16 protein-coding genes are annotated in these 15,873 nt (G+C 59.6%); 9 read left to right on the top strand and 7 right to left on the bottom strand.

Annotated elements, in window-relative coordinates:
* Positions 1-50: 50 nt before the first annotated feature.
* The 6 genes from BM216_RS34780 to BM216_RS27350 all read right to left on the bottom strand — a co-directional run bounded on the left by BM216_RS34780 (position 51) and on the right by BM216_RS27350 (position 3,785).
* Positions 51-260, bottom strand: a complete 210-nt coding sequence (locus BM216_RS34780; RefSeq protein ID WP_093002586.1) for a hypothetical protein — start codon at positions 258-260, stop codon at positions 51-53.
* A gap of 32 nt (positions 261-292) precedes the next feature.
* Positions 293-1,150: an SDR family oxidoreductase gene (locus tag BM216_RS27370; protein ID WP_093002584.1), complete on the bottom strand. Its 858-nt coding sequence runs from the start codon at positions 1,148-1,150 to the stop codon at positions 293-295.
* A 61-nt stretch (positions 1,151-1,211) separates the two neighbouring features.
* The gene (locus BM216_RS27365) at positions 1,212-1,781 is read right to left on the bottom strand and encodes a type 1 glutamine amidotransferase domain-containing protein (RefSeq protein ID WP_093002582.1); all 570 of its coding nucleotides are present in this window, start codon (positions 1,779-1,781) and stop codon (positions 1,212-1,214) included.
* Between the two features lie 492 nt (positions 1,782-2,273).
* Entirely contained in the window at positions 2,274-2,570 is a 297-nt protein-coding gene (locus tag BM216_RS27360) for a hypothetical protein (protein WP_093002580.1), read from the bottom strand.
* A complete protein-coding gene (xth, locus tag BM216_RS27355) occupies positions 2,567-3,349 on the bottom strand; it encodes an exodeoxyribonuclease III (protein WP_093002578.1) in 783 nt (260 codons plus the stop codon). Before xth ends, BM216_RS27360 begins: the two co-directional genes overlap by 4 nt.
* A gap of 172 nt (positions 3,350-3,521) precedes the next feature.
* Positions 3,522-3,785, bottom strand: coding sequence for a hypothetical protein (locus tag BM216_RS27350; protein WP_348272021.1), 264 nt, complete (start codon positions 3,783-3,785; stop codon positions 3,522-3,524).
* A gap of 303 nt (positions 3,786-4,088) precedes the next feature.
* On the opposite strand from BM216_RS27350, the gene BM216_RS27345 reads away from it, so the two are divergent.
* From BM216_RS27345 to BM216_RS27325, 5 genes are all read left to right on the top strand, one after another.
* Positions 4,089-4,841 (top strand): ImuA family protein, encoded by a 753-nt coding sequence (locus BM216_RS27345; RefSeq protein WP_093002574.1) that lies wholly within the window; start codon positions 4,089-4,091, stop codon positions 4,839-4,841.
* Entirely contained in the window at positions 4,762-6,273 is a 1,512-nt protein-coding gene (locus tag BM216_RS27340; protein WP_093002572.1) for a Y-family DNA polymerase, read from the top strand. The genes BM216_RS27345 and BM216_RS27340 overlap by 80 nt, the downstream gene beginning before the upstream one ends.
* Positions 6,270-9,533, top strand: a complete 3,264-nt coding sequence (locus tag BM216_RS27335) for an error-prone DNA polymerase (protein ID WP_093002570.1) — start codon at positions 6,270-6,272, stop codon at positions 9,531-9,533. The genes BM216_RS27340 and BM216_RS27335 overlap by 4 nt, the downstream gene beginning before the upstream one ends.
* Before the next feature lie 100 nt (positions 9,534-9,633).
* Positions 9,634-9,876: a DUF2934 domain-containing protein gene (locus BM216_RS27330; protein WP_093002568.1), complete on the top strand. Its 243-nt coding sequence runs from the start codon at positions 9,634-9,636 to the stop codon at positions 9,874-9,876.
* A gap of 10 nt (positions 9,877-9,886) precedes the next feature.
* Entirely contained in the window at positions 9,887-10,096 is a 210-nt protein-coding gene (locus BM216_RS27325) for a hypervirulence associated TUDOR domain-containing protein (RefSeq protein WP_093002566.1), read from the top strand.
* A gap of 127 nt (positions 10,097-10,223) precedes the next feature.
* Here the strand turns inward: BM216_RS27325 and BM216_RS27320 are convergent, their stop codons facing one another.
* Positions 10,224-12,137: a potassium transporter Kup gene (locus tag BM216_RS27320; RefSeq protein ID WP_093002564.1), complete on the bottom strand. Its 1,914-nt coding sequence runs from the start codon at positions 12,135-12,137 to the stop codon at positions 10,224-10,226.
* Between the two features lie 188 nt (positions 12,138-12,325).
* Between BM216_RS27320 and BM216_RS27315 the strand changes: the two genes are divergently transcribed.
* Genes BM216_RS27315 through BM216_RS27300 form a run of 4 tightly spaced genes read left to right on the top strand, consistent with a single transcriptional unit; the run spans position 12,326 to position 14,962 of the window.
* Positions 12,326-12,856, top strand: a complete 531-nt coding sequence (locus BM216_RS27315; protein ID WP_093002562.1) for a sigma-70 family RNA polymerase sigma factor — start codon at positions 12,326-12,328, stop codon at positions 12,854-12,856.
* On the top strand, positions 12,849-13,610 hold the full coding sequence (locus tag BM216_RS27310; RefSeq protein WP_093002560.1) for an anti-sigma factor family protein: 762 nt from the start codon (positions 12,849-12,851) through the stop codon (positions 13,608-13,610). Before BM216_RS27315 ends, BM216_RS27310 begins: the two co-directional genes overlap by 8 nt.
* A 17-nt stretch (positions 13,611-13,627) precedes the next feature.
* Entirely contained in the window at positions 13,628-14,344 is a 717-nt protein-coding gene (locus BM216_RS27305) for a Bax inhibitor-1/YccA family protein (RefSeq protein WP_093002558.1), read from the top strand.
* A gap of 27 nt (positions 14,345-14,371) precedes the next feature.
* Positions 14,372-14,962, top strand: coding sequence for a DUF2076 domain-containing protein (locus BM216_RS27300; RefSeq protein ID WP_093002556.1), 591 nt, complete (start codon positions 14,372-14,374; stop codon positions 14,960-14,962).
* Positions 14,963-15,873 lie beyond the last annotated feature (911 nt).

Raw genomic sequence — 15,873 nt, 5'->3', positions numbered from 1 at the left:
CGCGCAAGTCGCTCGATCCTCGTCGGCTGAGCGGGACCGAATTGGCTCTTCTAGCCTCCCTTCGGTTTACCGCTGCTTTCCGCTGGATCGTAATTGAGGTCGAAATCCTTCTGCCCCTTTTGTCCGGGCGGTGTCCGGTTGACCGTCGCGTCCTCCGATCCCGTGACCACGGTGGGCTTTGCGCTATGGACGCCGCTCGCGTGACGATCCGCTTGTGAGGGGGCGTATTGCCCTTTGGCATCCTGTTCGGGCTTGGTCATTTGAATTCTCCCGTGGTTCACGTTCAGTCATTTCAGATAATGGGTTTTCCCCCGGTAACTGCGATCGTTGCACCTGAGACGTAGCTCGACAACGGGTCAGCCAGCATCACGTAAGCGGTTGCAAGCTCGCCCGGCTGGCCAGGTCTTTGCATCGGGACCTGCTTGCCGAAGTTCCTCACATTGTCATCGGGCATCGTCGAAGGAATGAGCGGCGTCCAGATCGGGCCTGGCGCGACCGCATTAGCGCGGATACCCTTGCCGGCCAGCATCTGCGCTAGTCCCGCAGTAAAGTTCTGGATCGCCCCTTTCGTCGTCGCGTAGGCAAGCAGATGTGGGCTTGGACTATCGGCATTGATCGAAGTCGTGTTGATGATTGCGCTGCCGGGTTTCATGTGCGGCACAGCGGCCTTGGTCAGATAGAACATCGCGTGGATGTTGGTCCTGAATGTAAGTTCCCACTCCTCGTCTGAAATCTCGCCAATGTCGCTGAAGCTTGCCTGATGCGCCGCGTTGTTGACAAGAATATCTATCCCGCCTAGCTGCGACACCGCCATATCGACGATTTTCTTGCAATGGGCGGCATGCTGGATGTCGCCAGGCAAGAGGACTGCCTTTCGGCCCGCCTTTTCGACCCATACCTTGGTCTCCTCGGCATCGTCGTCTTCATCCAGATATGAGATCAGGACGTCGGCCCCTTCGCGGGCAAAGGCGATCGCGACCGCGCGGCCGATCCCGCTATCGCCACCAGTGATGATGGCCTTTTTTCCCGACAGGCGGCCGGAGCCACGATAACTTTCCTCCCCGTGATCGGGGAGGGGAGACATTTTCGCGGTTTTTCCCGGCATCTCCTGTCTTGGCGTCTCGAACGGCGGGGTTGGATGATTGGTCATATTCGTTTCCTTCGATAGTGTGAAAGGCGGACACAAGAGCAATAAAAGCCGCTCTATCGGACTACGCGCTACGCGCCTGCGCCGGATGACGACCTTCGGCAAACTCCTCGACAATCTTCGCGCAGAATGCAGGCAGATCATCGGGGGTGCGGCTCGTCACAAGCCCCTTATCGGTAACCACTTCCTGGTCGACCCAGGTGCCGCCGGCGTTGCGGATGTCAGTGGACACTGTCGGGTAGGATGTCAGCGTACGGCCCCTGACGACATCAGCTTCTACGAGGATCCACGGGCCATGGCAGATCACACCGACCGGCTTTTGCTGGGCAAAGAAGTCGTGTACGAAGGACACGATCTTGTCATTGCCGCGTAGCGTGTCTGCTCCAACGCTGCCGCCGGGGATGACGAGGCCGTCGAACTCGGAGGCTGAGACTTCCTCGACAGCCTTGTCGATCGAGAACCGCGATCCGGGATTCAGGTCATTGTTGACAACCTGAACCTCGCCGGCTTCGACGCCGACAACAACGACAGTTGCACCTGCCGCCTCGACCGCATTCTTCGGCTCAACAAATTCGGGCTCTTCAGTGCCGCGAGGCGCGAGCAGGATGGCGATCTTCTTGCCTTCAAGGATCATTTTTCTCTCCGTTCGGGTTCTGAGTGGCGGTTATGGGGTGCTCTTGAGACGGCCCGTGGGGTGGCCGTGAAGGAAGCATCGGGGTCGGGGGTGAGGATGTGTTTCTAGTTTGCTGTCCTGTGGGAACTGTCGTCGAGGACGAAAGTTCCTGCGGCCGCATTCGAGGCAATCCGTGTTGAGGGCCGGCCCTTGGTTTTCCAAGTGAGAAAGGATCGTGAGTGACAGCACGACGCGATAGGTCATACTGCGAGGGAAAGCGCTATTGGACCCTCTTCTCGCGGGATGGCCGAGAAGATCGATCGCGCTGGTGCGGTGGTTATCGAGGAGAACATCCTCGCTTCTGGTTGAGGGGGATGAAGAGGCCCCGCAGGAGGTCCATCGATCTGCCGAAGTCGGCTCTGCTCAAAGCCATGGCAAGGAAGGAGGAGTAAGGCTAGTCTGTCCGACGAGTAAGCCACAATGACCGCTGACCACGGAAAAGGCGTTCAGCGCTTAGCGTCCATAGGGCGTATTCTTAACAAGATGCCGGTTCAAGTCCGGAGCGCCATCCGTCCACCATACCGGGCCACGTTCTCCCAGCGCTACCTTCGCGGCATCGACCGCCATTCTCGCTCGCCGAAGTCGCTCCGGATCGCCAGCAGCATCTTTTACCGCGCGACGTGCAAACATCAGTTCGGACACGAGACGATGTCGCTCTTCCTCAGCAAGATGCGGGTTCGACGTCCGCCAAAGGCGACCTCTCACGATGATGTAACGACCGTCCGGCGTTTCTTCCACTGGTTGCTTCATAAGCGCTCCTGAGGGACATCAAGCTCGATAATAACGGGAGCATGGTCACTCGTGTGCGGCCAGCTTCGCGGGTTTCTCCGAACGGATGCCGTCTTCAGCCAGGGCGCGGCGACCGGCGACAGCAAGACATGGTCGATCCGCAAGCCGGCATCACGCTCGAAGCTGTTTCGCCAGTATTTCCAAAAGCTGAACATAGGCTCCTTCGGATGCAGATGCCGCACGGCGTCTGTCCAGCCTTGTCCCACCAGATCGGCATAGGCCCTGCGGACCTCCGGCCGGAACAAGGCGTCATCAAGCCAACGTTCGGGCTTGTACACATCCAGCTCGGTTGGAATTACATTGAAGTCACCGATCAGGAGGGCAGGGACCTCCAGGTCGAGCAGTTCAGATGCATAGTCCTGGAGACGGCGAAACCACTGGAGCTTATAGTCGAACTTCGGCCCCGGGGCTGGATTGCCATTCGGAAGATAGAGACACCCGATCAAGACACCGTTGATTGCGGCCTCGATGTAACGGGAATGAGTGTCATCGGGGTTACCCGGCAATCTCCGGCGCGTCAGGAGCGGCTCCTGTCCTTTCGCAAGGATAGCGACGCCGTTCCAAGACTTCTGGCCCTGCCAGACGGCGCCATATCCCGCGCGATCAATCTCTTTTTTCGGAAACGACGTCGACTTCAACTCCTGCAGGCAGACGATGTCCGGCTTATCCTCCTTCAACCATTTCAGGAGGATGTCCAGACGGCCATTGATGCCGTTGACGTTGTAGGTGGCGATCTTCATGGATCTCGGTGACGTGGCTAGATTCAGTGGGAATGAGCGCAGCGTCGAGAAGTTCCGAGCGGCCGTGCGCAACCACTCCAATCGCGCAGGCCATCGCGTCCCGCTGCAAATCCGGCACGACGTGAAGTCCGACCATAGGTATGGTCCGCCCGACCACGCCTGCGTTCATAAATTATTGCGATTTAAACGCCTCAAGGCACGGAAAGCGCGTTCCACAGCGGTCGCCATCCGGTCCGTTGAGACGTTCGCATCCCATCGCGGCGCGACGCCGGAGCCGGGCGAAACTGACACCCGTGCCAAAAACCTTCACCAGCGCTGCACGGTCATGCGAACCGCGACGATCGCAGACGGTGCATTCCACCTCTATGATCGCAACTCGCACGTCCTTGAGTGTAAGTCCGCCATCGTTATCCAAAGCAGGCATCCATTTCGCCAATCAATGTCTCCAGCGGGTGACAACCAAAAGTGCCAAGGAAAGCGGCGACCCCTACAGAACGCCGTCATCCACAGCAAGTCCCACTGTGCGCAATATTTTTTTACAGCGGCGACGCACCTTGCCAGCGCAAGCTACCGATTTGATTCATCTTACAAATCTTCTGAATCTCTAATTTGCAGGAATACACCCCTTAAAAAAGAGGCACCTTGACGCCGCACGCGATACGGAACAGAAAGCGAACATTGGCATTCCAACGGCATGATGCCGTCTCTTCCACCGCGATTTCCAGAGGGTTCGTGACCGATGTCGGCTGCGCGCGAGCATGTCATCGCCGATCTGCGAGAAAGGATATCCCTTCTAGAAGGCGGATCGGCGCGCAAGGTCGGCTGCTTGCCGTTCGGGGTGCCGGAGATCGACGCCGTGCTTCCTGAAGGCGGTCTCGCCTACGGCGCTCTGCACGAATTTGCGGGCGGCGGCTCGGGAGCAATCGACGGCGCGGCGGCCGCTCTCTTCGCAGCAGGAATAGCCGCGCGAACGAAGGGGCATGTGGTGTGGTGTCTGACCCGGCCGGATCTGTTCTTTCCGGCACTCGTGCAAGCGGGTCTCCATCACAACCGGGTGGTTTTCGTCGAAGCGGACAAGGAAGAAGACGTTCTCGCCAGTATGGAAGAGGCCCTTTCGTATGGCGGCCTTGGCGCGGTCGTTGGGGAACTCGTTCGGCTTCCAATGGTCGCCTCGCGGCGCCTTCAGCTAGCTGCCGAAAAGACTGGGACGATGGGGATCGTTGTCCGGCGATGGCGACGGCAGACGGAAGCGAGTGACTTTGGTCAGCCGACTGCGTCGACGACGAGATGGCGGGTGAGCGTGATGCCGTCCGATGAGCTGCCGGTTCCCGGCGTGGGGAGGGCGAGATGGTTTTTGGAGCTGATGAGATCGCGTGCGGGCGAATGTGCTGAGTTTGTAGTTGGAGCCTGCGATGACAAGGGTCGTGTCGATTTACCTTCCGGATCTGCCGACCGATCGAATACGTCGGGCCGATCCGTCTATTCCAGATGATCAGCCGATCGCGGTTATTGCCCGGTCGGGCTCAAAGCGCTGGGTCTCCTCCGCCGATGCCGCCGCGAAGCGGATCGGTGTCCGCGCCGGGATGCCTGCAGCTAAGGCGCAGGCCATCTTTCGCGGCCTCATGCTGGTCGATGCTGACCCGCTCGCAGATGCCAACGCGCTCGACCGCCTCGGTCTGTGGGCCTTGGTGCACTATTCTCCCATCGTCGCCATCGACGGCATCGACGGTCTCGTTCTCGACACGGAAGGCGCCGACCACCTGCAAGGTGGGGAGCTGCCGATGATCACCGGCATCGTCAACATGTTCCGTTCCAGAAAGCTCACGGCAAAGGTCGCCATCGCCGACACTTGGGGCGCAGCGCATGCCTGCGTTCGCGCGATCAGTCGGGACACGGTCATCGTGCCGAGAGGCGAGGTCGTCGCCGCAGTCGAGAAGCTGCCGCTCTCCCTGCTGCGGCTGCCAGAAAAGGTCGTCGATGACCTACGACTACTGGGCTTCCGATCGATCGGCGAACTGTCGGCGACACCACGCGCGCCACTCGCCCTCCGTTTCGGTCCCGAACCGGGCAGACGTCTCGATCAGATGTTCGGGCGCATCAAAGAGCCGATCGATCCGATCCGGACAGCGGAGCTTGTAGAAGTGTCCCGGTCGTTCCAGGAGCCCATCGGCGCGGCCGAGACGATCAACAAATATGTCGGTCGGCTAGTGGTTCAGCTCTGTGGCGAACTTGAAAAACGCGGTCTCGGCGTCCGCCGCACCGATCTCATCGTCCACAAGGTCGATAACACAATCCAGGCGATCCGCGCCGGAACCGCCAAACCAGCGCGCGACGTCGCTTGGCTGACCAAGCTCTTCAAGGATCGCACCGACAAGATAGAGCCCGGCTTCGGCATTGAGAAGCTCGTCCTCGTCGCCGTCGCCGCCGAGCCGCTCAAAGAGCAGCAGAAAGCCTCGCGTCTCCTGGAGGAAGACGACAACGACATCACGCCGCTGATCGACATCTTCGGCAACAGAGGCCAACGCGTCTACCGCGTTGCCCCGGTCGCGTCGGACGTGCCCGAGCGAAGTGTTCGGCAAATCCCGGCCGTCGCCGAAGAGACCGAGGAGAGCTGGGTTGGCCATTGGCGAAGGCCAGTCCGCCTCTTCGATCGCCCCGAGCAGATCCAGGCGATTGCCCTGATGCCGGACTATCCGCCAGCGAGCATCACCTGGCGTGGAAAGCGGCATCGGGTGAAGCGAGCCGATGGCCCTGAGCGGGTTTTCGGTGAATGGTGGCGGACACCTAACGAACTTGAAGCCGTTCGAGACTACTTCGCAATCGAGAACGATGATGGCGAGCGATATTGGATCTTCCGTTCCGGTGACGGCGTCGACCCGCAGACTGGCAGCCACCGCTGGTTCATGCACGGTATCTTCGCATGAGGTATGCCGAGCTGCAGGTCACCACACATTTTAGCTTCCTGCGCGGCGCATCTTCCGCTCAGGAATTGTTCGCGACTGCCAAGGAGCTTGGTATCGACGCTCTCGGCATCGTTGATCGCAACTCACTCGCCGGGATTGTCCGCGCTCTCGAAGCATCCCGCGACACCGGTCTGCGGCTTGTGGTCGGCTGTCGTCTCGACCTTCAGGACGGGATGTCGATCCTCGTATACCCCACCGACAAAGCGGCGTATTCCCGGCTGACCAGGTTGATCACTCTCGGAAAGGGCAGGGGCGGCAAGAATAACTGCATCCTGCATATCGAGGATGTCGCGCTCTATTCGCAAGGCCTCATCGGCATCCTCGTACCCGATCTTCCGGACGATGCCTGTGCCGTTCAGCTCCGCAAAACGGCGGAAATCTTCGGCAGCCGGGCATACATGTCTCTCAGCCTCCGGCGACGGCCAAACGATCAAATGCGGCTCCACGAGCTTTCAACCCAAGCGGCGAAGTTTAAGGTGAAGACAGTCGTGACGAACGACGTCCTCTTCCACGAACCGAGCCGCCGACAGCTTCAGGACATCGTAACTTGCATCCGCAAGGCCACGACGATCGACGATGTCGGCTTCGACAGGGAGCGGCACGCCGACCGCTATCTCAAGCCTCCGGAAGAAATGGAGCGGCTCTTCCCACGCTACCCGGAAGCCCTTGCCCGCTCGATGGAGATCGTCAGCCAGTGCAAGTTCTCCCTTGAAGAATTGACCTACGACTATCCGCAAGAGGCGCTCATCGACGGCATGGACGCCCAGCAGTCGCTGGAGCATTGCGTTCGAGAATGTATTCCGCTCCGCTACCCTGAGGGCCTGCCGCAGCAGGTGCTGCGAACCGTCAGGCACGAGCTCGATCTTATTAAGGAGATGAACTATGCGCCGTACTTTCTGACCGTCTACAGCATCGTGCGCTTCGCCCGCAGTCAGGGCATCCTCTGTCAGGGCAGGGGATCGGCCGCTAATTCAGCCATCTGCTACGTTCTCGGGATCACCAGCATTGATCCGGAGACAAACGACCTCCTATTCGAGCGGTTCGTTTCCAAGGAGCGAAACGAGCCGCCGGACATCGATGTCGACTTCGAGCACCAGCGCCGCGAAGAAGTGATCCAGTGGATCTACAAGACCTATGGCCGAGACCGGGCCGCTCTCGTCTGCACGGTCACTCGCTACCAGGCCAAAGGTGCGATCAAAGATGTCGGCAAGGCCATGGGCCTGCCCGAGGATGTCACGAAGGCGCTTTCAGCGGGTCTGTGGTCGTGGTCGGAAGAAATCACCGAGCGCAATGTCAAGGAACTGAACCTCAATCCTGACGACTACCGTCTTGTCCAGACGCTCAAGCTCGCCCGTGAGCTGATGGGCGCCCCCCGGCATCTCGGCCAGCACGTCGGCGGCTTCGTTCTGACCAGGTCACGTCTGGACGATCTCGTGCCGATCGAGCCGGCGGCAATGGCGGACAGACAGGTCATCGAGTGGGACAAGGACGACGTCGAGGCATTGAAGATGATGAAAGTCGATGTGCTGGCGCTCGGCATGCTGACCTGCATGCAGAAGGCCTTCGATTTGATCCGAGACCATAAGGGCGAGGATCTCGATCTCGCGAAGATCCGCCAGGAAGACAGTGCCACCTATGCGATGATCCGCAAGGCTGACACTCTCGGCACCTTCCAGGTGGAAAGCCGCGCTCAAATGGCGATGCTCCCACGGCTCAAGCCCCGGACCTTCTATGACCTCGTCGTGCAGGTCGCGATCGTTCGACCCGGCCCCATCCAAGGCGATATGGTTCATCCCTATCTGCGCCGCCGTGAAGGAAAGGAGCCTGTCGAATACCCCACCGCAGAACTCGAGGCAGTTCTCGGCAAGACGCTCGGTGTCCCGCTTTTTCAGGAGAGCGCGATGAAGGTGGCGATGGTATGCGCCGGGTTCACGGGCGGCGAGGCCGATCAGCTCCGCAAGTCGATGGCGACTTTCAAGTTTACGGGCGGGGTCTCACGCTTCAAGGACAAGCTCATCAGCGGCATGGTCAAGAACGGCTACACACCCGAGTTTGCTGAGAAAACATTCACGCAGCTCGAAGGCTTCGGATCCTACGGATTTCCGGAATCTCATGCCGCGTCGTTCGCCCTGATCGCCTATGCGAGCTGCTTTGTGAAATGTCATTACCCGGAGGCCTTCGCCGCGGCGCTGATGAACTCGCTGCCCATGGGGTTTTACGCGCCGGCGCAAATCATCGGCGATGCCCGAAAGCATGGTGTCGAAATCCGTCCGATCTCGGTGCAGCATTCCCGCTGGGACTGCACGCTGGAGGAGATCCCTGGCTCGGATCGCCACGCGGTCCGCCTGGGCATGCGTCAGGTAACTGGCCTGGCCGCCGCCGATGCTGCGAGGATTGTGACGACACGCATCGAGCGACCCTTCGAATCCGTCGATGATGTCTGGCGGCGGTCCGAGGTTCCATCCGAGGCTCTCGTTCAGCTCGCGGAGGCGGATGCCTTTCGACCCGCCTTCGGTCTCGAGCGCCGCGACGCTTTATGGGCGATAAAGGCTCTGCGAGACGAACCACTACCTCTTTTCGTTGCGGCAGCCGAACGTGAGATGAAGACTGTTGCCGAGCAGCAGGAGCCGGAAGTCGCTCTCCGGCAGATGACCGAAAGCCACAACGTCGTGGAAGACTACGCGCATGTCGGCCTGACCCTTAGAGAGCATCCGATCTCGTTCCTTCGGCGGGATCTCGCGGCGCGGCGGATCGTGACCTGCGAACAGGCGATGAACGCTCGCGACAAGAGCTGGCTGTGCGTCGCCGGTCTGGTGCTCGTTCGGCAGAAGCCCGGTAGCGCGAAGGGTGTCATGTTCATAACGATCGAGGACGAGACCGGTCCCGCCAACATCGTGGTCTGGCCCAGTCTGTTCGAAAAGAGGCGCCGCGTCGTCCTGGGGGCGAGCATGATGGCGATCCAAGGCAAGATCCAGCGCGAAGGTGATGTCGTTCACCTGATCGCACGACAGCTCGATGATCTTTCCGGCGCTCTGTCAGCGCTGTCTGACCGCGACACCGAATTCAGAAATCCAAGCGGGCGCGGTGATGAGTTCGCTCATGGGTCGCCGGGAGGAGGGGATGCGCGGGACCGGCCGAAAACAATGCCGGAGGCGAGGGACATCTTCATCCCTGATTTGCACATCGACACGCTCAAGGTGAAGGCGAGGAACTTCCACTAAGCGGCAGAACGGCTTACCATCCTCAAGAGAGCACCGTTGTCACTCCCGAGGAACGAGTCCTGGGACCCGGAGTTGTGTTCAGCATCGGGAGGAGAAGACGATGAACGAGAGCGAACAGCAGCGCCGTGAGCGGGCTTATAAAATCTGGGAGGACGAAGGTCGCCCGGAAGGTGCGCACGAGGCCCATTGGAGACGTGCTGAGGGACAGCATGAGCTCACAGAACAGCAATCTGATGACGTCACCAAGGTCAACCAGGTGGCCGATGACCAGTTTGCACACGACGATAGGGAGACCGAGGTTGCGGCTGAGATCAAACCGCCGTCCTCCGTCAGCCCGGATTGAGGAGATCGGCATGAGCGGAAACTTGAAGAAGGGCGATAAGGTCACCTGGGAAACCAGCCAGGGAAAGACCGAAGGCAAAGTCGTGAAGAAGCAGACCTCGGACTCGAGCATCAAGGGTCACAAGGTCGAAGCGTCCAAGGAAGACCCGCAGATCATCGTCGAGAGCGAGAAGTCCGGGAAGCGGGCGGCTCACAAGCCGGAATCCCTCAAGAAGGCTTAGATCTTTCGGCAACTGTTGCCCGGATGGAAGGATGCGATCCGAATGTTGGCTGGCGTGAGCGAGCTCCAACTTAATGGCACGACTGGCCGCCGGACCCGTAAAGCTTGTCGCCACGGCCAGCGCCTCGTCAGATCGCCACCTGCTCACCGAGTTCGACCACCCGGTTCGGCGGCAGCTTGAAGTAGGCCGACGGATCGATTCCGAACCCTGCCAGGGCGATGTAGACGTCCTCCTGCCATCGCGGGAGCCCGGTATTCGGCGTCGCGATAAGGTTGCGGCGGCCAAGATAGAACGAGGTCTGCATGATCTCGAACTTGAAGCCAGCTTTCTTGCACAGCATCAGCGCCTTTGTCACGTTCGGCTCGTCCATGAAGCCGAAATGTATATCGATCCGCACGAAACGCTTCGATAATTGCGTGATGGTCACTCGCTCTTCATCCGGAACGTACGGCTTTTCCGTCGTCCAGATCGTCAAGATGACGTTCTGATCGTGAAGCACGTGGTTGTGCTTGAGATTGTGCAGGAGCACGGCCGGTGTTCGGTCGGGAACGCTGGTTAGGAATACAGCAGTCCCCGGCACCGTCGCCGGAGCGCTGCTTGAACCTCGCTCAATCGAACCCTCGAGAGACTTGATGAATGTCTCTATCGGGATGTCGTTCTTCGCCGCCTTCTCGCGCAGGTACTTCGATCCCTTGGTCCACGTCCACATCGCTAGCATGATGACCAGCGCCAGCATAACCGGCACCCATCCGCCGTCGTGGATCTTGAGTAGGTTTGCCCCGAGGAAGACGCTTTCGATCAGCAGCAGCGGAAGAAGTATCGCGCATGCGGTGACGGCAGAAAAGCCCCAGACGGACCGCAGAAACTGAAACGACATCAACGTGGTTACAACCATCGCCCCGGTAACCGAGATGCCGTACGCGGTGGCGAGCGATTCCGAGCTTCCGAACGAGAAGATAAGCACCAGCACGCCAAAGCACAGAACCATGTTGACGGCCGGAACATAGATCTGCCCTGTATTGGTTTCCGAGGTGAACTTGATCATCAGCTTGGGTAAGAAGCCGAGATGCACGGCCTGGCGGGCGAGCGAGAACGCGCCAGTGATGACCGCCTGGCTGGCGATAACCGTTGCCATGGTTGCGAGGATCACCATCGGCAGCAGCGCCCATTCCGGATAAAGCAGGTAGAACGGGTTCTCGATGGCAGCCGGGTTGCTCAGGACGAGCGCGCCCTGTCCTAGGTAGTTCAAGGCGAGCGCCGGAAACACAAGGACGAACCATGCCCAGCTAATCGGTTTGCGGCCGAAGTGGCCTAGGTCGGCATAAAGGGCCTCAGCACCCGTGACGGTCAGGAAGACCGCACCAAGAACGATCAGGCCGGCCCAGCCCGCGTGGGTAATGAACCAGAGCGCATTAATCGGATTAAGTGCCTCAAGGATGGTCCAGTCATCCCCGACGTGAATCAAACCGCCCCAGGCCATGGCAAGAAACCAGACGACTGTGATCGGTCCGAAGAATTTCGCGACCGCTTCAGTGCCCTTTGATTGTACCAGAAACAGACCGATCATGATTGCCGCTGATAACGGCAGCACGTAGTTGGAGAAGGCAGGCGTTACCAGCTTCATGCCTTCAAGCGCCGACATCACCGACAGGGCGGGGGTGATCATCGCATCGCCAATGAAGAGAGCTGAACCGATGAGGCCCGCAAAGAACAGTACCGGCATGTAGCTGCCGGTCTTCTTCATGAGGAGCGCTAGCAGCGATAGCGTCCCACCTTCGCCATCATTGTCGGCGCGCAGTAGGAAGAGAACATATTTGAACGTGACGATGATCGTCAGCGTCCAGATCATCAGAGATATCAGCCCAATGACATGCTCGTGCTGCACGCCGTTGGCAGTGAATGGCCGAAGCGATTCCCGGAATGCATAGAGCGGGCTAGTGCCGATGTCGCCGTAGACGACGCCGACCGAGCCGACCAGTAGACCGATAAACTTCGCGGTCTCCGAACGGGCGTCCGGGACGGCTGCGTGGGATGCGGTCATGGGCTCTCCAGGCACTCCGGCATCGTTTAAGGTGCGGCGCTATATGGTGCATCGCGCCGCCGCTTGCAATTTTGCTAAGAGAAATTGTTGCGCTTCCTCCTCGACGTCTACGCGCGCCAAAAAAAAATAATGAAAATTCTTTTCGACCATACGGGATGAGAGTGGACGACGGCTCCGTATATGCAGGTATGGATCGCAGACACGGCCCCTTCGACGTCATCGGAAACCTCGCTTCGCTGAAGCGATATGCCCGCTCGCTCGTGCGTAACAACGCGGATGCCGAGGACCTTGTGCAGGACGCACTTGTCAAAGCCTACGAGCGTCGTGGGTCGTTCCGTAAAGGCGCAAATCTGCGCAGCTGGCTCTTTGCAATCCTTCACAACACGCATGTCGACACATTGAGGTCCAACCGTTCCCGCGTCCGTAGGGATGGGGCGACCGTTTCCGAGGCGGAGCACACCATTCCCGCCTCCCAGGAGGATATCGTCCATCTGCGTCAGGTTCACGAGGCCTTCATGCGGCTGCCCGCCGAGCAGCGCGAAGCCCTGCATCTCGTCGCGGTGGAAGATCTTTCCTATCAGCAGGCTGCCGACACTATTGGCGTTCCGATCGGCACCTTGATGTCCCGTGTATCGAGAGCGAGGGCGACGCTGCGCACCTTCGAACAGGCCACGACCAGGAAAGCCCATTTGCGGCTGGTAGGAGGCGACGATGACTGATGCTTCAACCGTGACCGACACGGATCTGGACGCTTATGTAGACAACCAGCTCGATGCGACAGGGCGGCTCAGGGTCGAAAGGCACCTTGCTAGAAACCCCGAAGCCGCGGCTCAGGTTATGGCCGATCTCGGCATTCGCAGCTCCTTGAAGCTCGCGATATGCAGCAAGGACGAGCACTTTAGCGCTGACACGCGAGAGACCGCTCGGCGATTGTCCTCCAGTCTTTCGGACCGTCAGATGTGGGATACGCTGAGACGGGTCGCGGCAGTCGGATTGCTCGTTTCGGTTGGTTGGCTGGCCCATACAACCATGGGGCCAAGCGAGGTAAATGCCTCCATCCATCCGCCGGCATTCGTCGAGCAAGCCATCCGCGCGCATCAGACCACCCTTGTCCGCTCTGAGATGCAGTCTCAGCCGGAGGTTCAGTCCTACGATCGTGACGAGATCCGCGCGGCGACAGCGATTACCATGCCGGAGCTACCAGCCGACTGGAAGGTCGTGGACGTTCAGGTCTTTCCTTCGGAGTTCGGTCCCAGCATCGAAGCTGCCGTGACCACCGGCGAGGGGACGCGTGTCTCATTGTTCGCGGGCCGTCCTGGAGGTTTTGCCGTCGAGTCGGTGAAAAACATGAACTTCTCGGATGCGGAAGCTGCTTGGTGGCAGCTTGGTGAAGTGGCTTACGCAGTCGTGTCCAGCACACCCGATGTCGGCCTGACGGACGAGGCCGAAACGCTCAAGAACTCACTCTATTGATCGTCAAGGAGACAATCATGTATCCTAACCAGAACCGCTTCGGCGGCTATGCCCAGACGTCTGGCGCTGTGTTCGACGAAGGCCTTCGCAAACACATGCTGCGCGTCTACAACTATATGGGCCTTGGCCTCGTCGTGACGGGCCTCGTAGCCTTCATCGTCGGGACCACGCCGGCACTCTATGTGCCGATCTTCTCGACGCCGCTCAAGTGGGTCGTCATGCTGGCACCGCTCGCCTTCGTCTTCATCTTCTCGTTCAAGATGCACTCGATGTCGGCGTCGGCCGCGCAGATGACCTTCTGGGCTTTCAGCGCCGTCATGGGCCTGTCGCTCGCATCCGTTTTCCTGGTTTTTACCGGTGCCAGTATCGCAAGGACCTTCTTCATCGCCGCGACCATGTTCGGCGCGATGAGCCTGTTCGGCTACACCACGAAGCGCGACCTGTCGAAGATGGGTTCTTTCCTGATCATGGGCTTGATCGGAGTAATGATCGCCTCGGTCGTGAACATTTTCCTTGGTTCGACCGCGCTACAGTTCGCTGTCTCGGTGATCGGCATCATCGTGTTCGTCGGCCTGACGGCCTACGATACCCAGAATATCAAGGAGCAGTTCGCGGATAATTACGACCAGGAGAGCCAGCAGAAGCTCGCGGTCTCCGGCGCCCTGTCGCTCTACCTAAACTTCGTCAACATCTTCCAGTTGCTGCTGAACTTCACCGGCCAGCGCGAAGGATAATCCATTCCATACCCAAGGAGACATCTTATGGATCGCAACGACCAGCAGGCCATCGACGGCCTGTTCTCCAAGCTTGCCCACGTCGAACAGCAGTCCGGCCAGCGTGATGCTGAATCCGACCGCTTTATCCAAGAGCGGATCAACCAGCAGCCGGGCGCTCCGTATTACATGGCTCAGACGATCGTCGTTCAGGAGCAGGCACTCGAGGCCGCCCAGCGTCGCATCGAAGAACTCGAAAATCAGAACCAGCAGGGCGGACAGCGTCAGGCTGGTGGTGGCGGCTTCTTCTCGTCGATGTTTGGCGGCAGTCAGCAGCCGCAGCAGCGCGCTGCTCCTCGGCAGGCAAGCTACAGCCGCCCTCCGGCATCTGCCGGTTCCCCTTGGGGCAACCAGGGTCAGGCAGGATACGGCCAGCAGCAGCCTCAGCGGGGCGGCGGTGGCTTCCTAGCGGGTGCAGCGCAGACTGCCATGGGCGTCGCCGGCGGCGTGCTCCTCGGCAATGCCATCGGCGGCATGTTCGGAGGCCCTGGGGCCCAGGCGGCGGAACCCGAAGCCGCGGCACCTGATGCGGAAGCCCCTGCCGAAGACATGGACTTCGGCGGCGACGAGGAGATCTGATCTCTGAGCCGTTTGAGTCCGGCCGCCGGGCGCAACCCATCCTCCTCCCAAGCCCCGGCGGCTCAATTCCGCAATCTCAAGTTACCCCGCAGCGCCGAAAATTCTCACGATGCCTGAAGAAGAACGAAGACAGTTCCGAAGGTCACCGAATGACTGGCGCCCGACTATCCCGGCGCTGCGGTCTCTACGCATTTCTCATTCCCATGTCAGCCCGGGCTGCGTCGCGGCGGGTTTCTTCTTTTCCCATTATCTACAGAAGGATTGGCCCGGTCTCTCGCACCTTCAAAAATGGGTCCCCATGCCGATGCGGCAAATGGGCCTTTGGCGGTTGCGCGAGCGCTTCAAGCTCGCGATCTTCACGAATTCTGACGAGGATCTCATCGGGCCGACCGCGGCGACGATAGGCGTGCCTTTTGACTACACAATCACATCTGAGCAGGCTAGAGCCTATAAGCCATCGCGACACCTATTCGAGCATGGCATATGATGGGTGTAGAACCGGCGCGAACGGTCCACGTGGCGATGGGATGTATACGGACATGAAGGCATGCCACGAACTCGGCTTGCGCGCCGTCTGGGTGAACCGGAATGGCGAGACTGGCAACCCGCACTGGCTGCCTTATGTCGAGGTGTCAGACCGGAATGGCACGGCCTCACTGCTCCTACCTTCCTAAGCTCGCAGATAGGTGGGGTGGCCTCAGGATTAAGTGACGACCGGTCAATTGGTAGACACAAAAATGTCCGGATCGAGAGAATGTCGGTCCTGTCCAAGAGATGATCGACCGCGGTCTTCGAACGGTCGAGACAGACGGCAACACCCCCAACCGCGGTCGAGCGAGGCTGTCGCGCGCCGAGACCTAGAACAGCGTTTCTTCCAGACGGTGAGATCACGGCAAAATTGCGGTACTAGG

Origin of the sequence: Rhizobium sp. NFR07 (assembly GCF_900111905.1) — a bacterium.
In the GTDB taxonomy this organism is placed as follows: domain Bacteria; phylum Pseudomonadota; class Alphaproteobacteria; order Rhizobiales; family Rhizobiaceae; genus Neorhizobium.
This window is presented reverse-complemented; position numbering and strand designations above follow the sequence as displayed.

Bases quoted from the DNA above. Each gene is read 5' to 3' on its own strand.
- BM216_RS27360 (WP_093002580.1), bottom strand. From the start codon at position 2,570: ATGAAGCAACCAGTGGAAGAAACGCCGGACGGTCGTTACATCATCGTG.
- BM216_RS27325 (WP_093002566.1), top strand. From the start codon at position 9,887: ATGAGCGGAAACTTGAAGAAGGGCGATAAGGTCACCTGGGAAACCAGC.
- BM216_RS27315 (WP_093002562.1), top strand. From the start codon at position 12,326: ATGGATCGCAGACACGGCCCCTTCGACGTCATCGGAAACCTCGCTTCG.
- BM216_RS27365 (WP_093002582.1), bottom strand. From the start codon at position 1,781: ATGATCCTTGAAGGCAAGAAGATCGCCATCCTGCTCGCGCCTCGCGGC.
- BM216_RS27335 (WP_093002570.1), top strand. From the start codon at position 6,270: ATGAGGTATGCCGAGCTGCAGGTCACCACACATTTTAGCTTCCTGCGC.
- BM216_RS27370 (WP_093002584.1), bottom strand. From the start codon at position 1,150: ATGACCAATCATCCAACCCCGCCGTTCGAGACGCCAAGACAGGAGATG.
- BM216_RS27305 (WP_093002558.1), top strand. From the start codon at position 13,628: ATGTATCCTAACCAGAACCGCTTCGGCGGCTATGCCCAGACGTCTGGC.
- BM216_RS27345 (WP_093002574.1), top strand. From the start codon at position 4,089: ATGTCGGCTGCGCGCGAGCATGTCATCGCCGATCTGCGAGAAAGGATA.
- xth (WP_093002578.1), bottom strand. From the start codon at position 3,349: ATGAAGATCGCCACCTACAACGTCAACGGCATCAATGGCCGTCTGGAC.
- BM216_RS27340 (WP_093002572.1), top strand. From the start codon at position 4,762: ATGACAAGGGTCGTGTCGATTTACCTTCCGGATCTGCCGACCGATCGA.
- BM216_RS27330 (WP_093002568.1), top strand. From the start codon at position 9,634: ATGAACGAGAGCGAACAGCAGCGCCGTGAGCGGGCTTATAAAATCTGG.
- BM216_RS27310 (WP_093002560.1), top strand. From the start codon at position 12,849: ATGACTGATGCTTCAACCGTGACCGACACGGATCTGGACGCTTATGTA.
- BM216_RS27300 (WP_093002556.1), top strand. From the start codon at position 14,372: ATGGATCGCAACGACCAGCAGGCCATCGACGGCCTGTTCTCCAAGCTT.
- BM216_RS27320 (WP_093002564.1), bottom strand. From the start codon at position 12,137: ATGACCGCATCCCACGCAGCCGTCCCGGACGCCCGTTCGGAGACCGCG.
- BM216_RS34780 (WP_093002586.1), bottom strand. From the start codon at position 260: ATGACCAAGCCCGAACAGGATGCCAAAGGGCAATACGCCCCCTCACAA.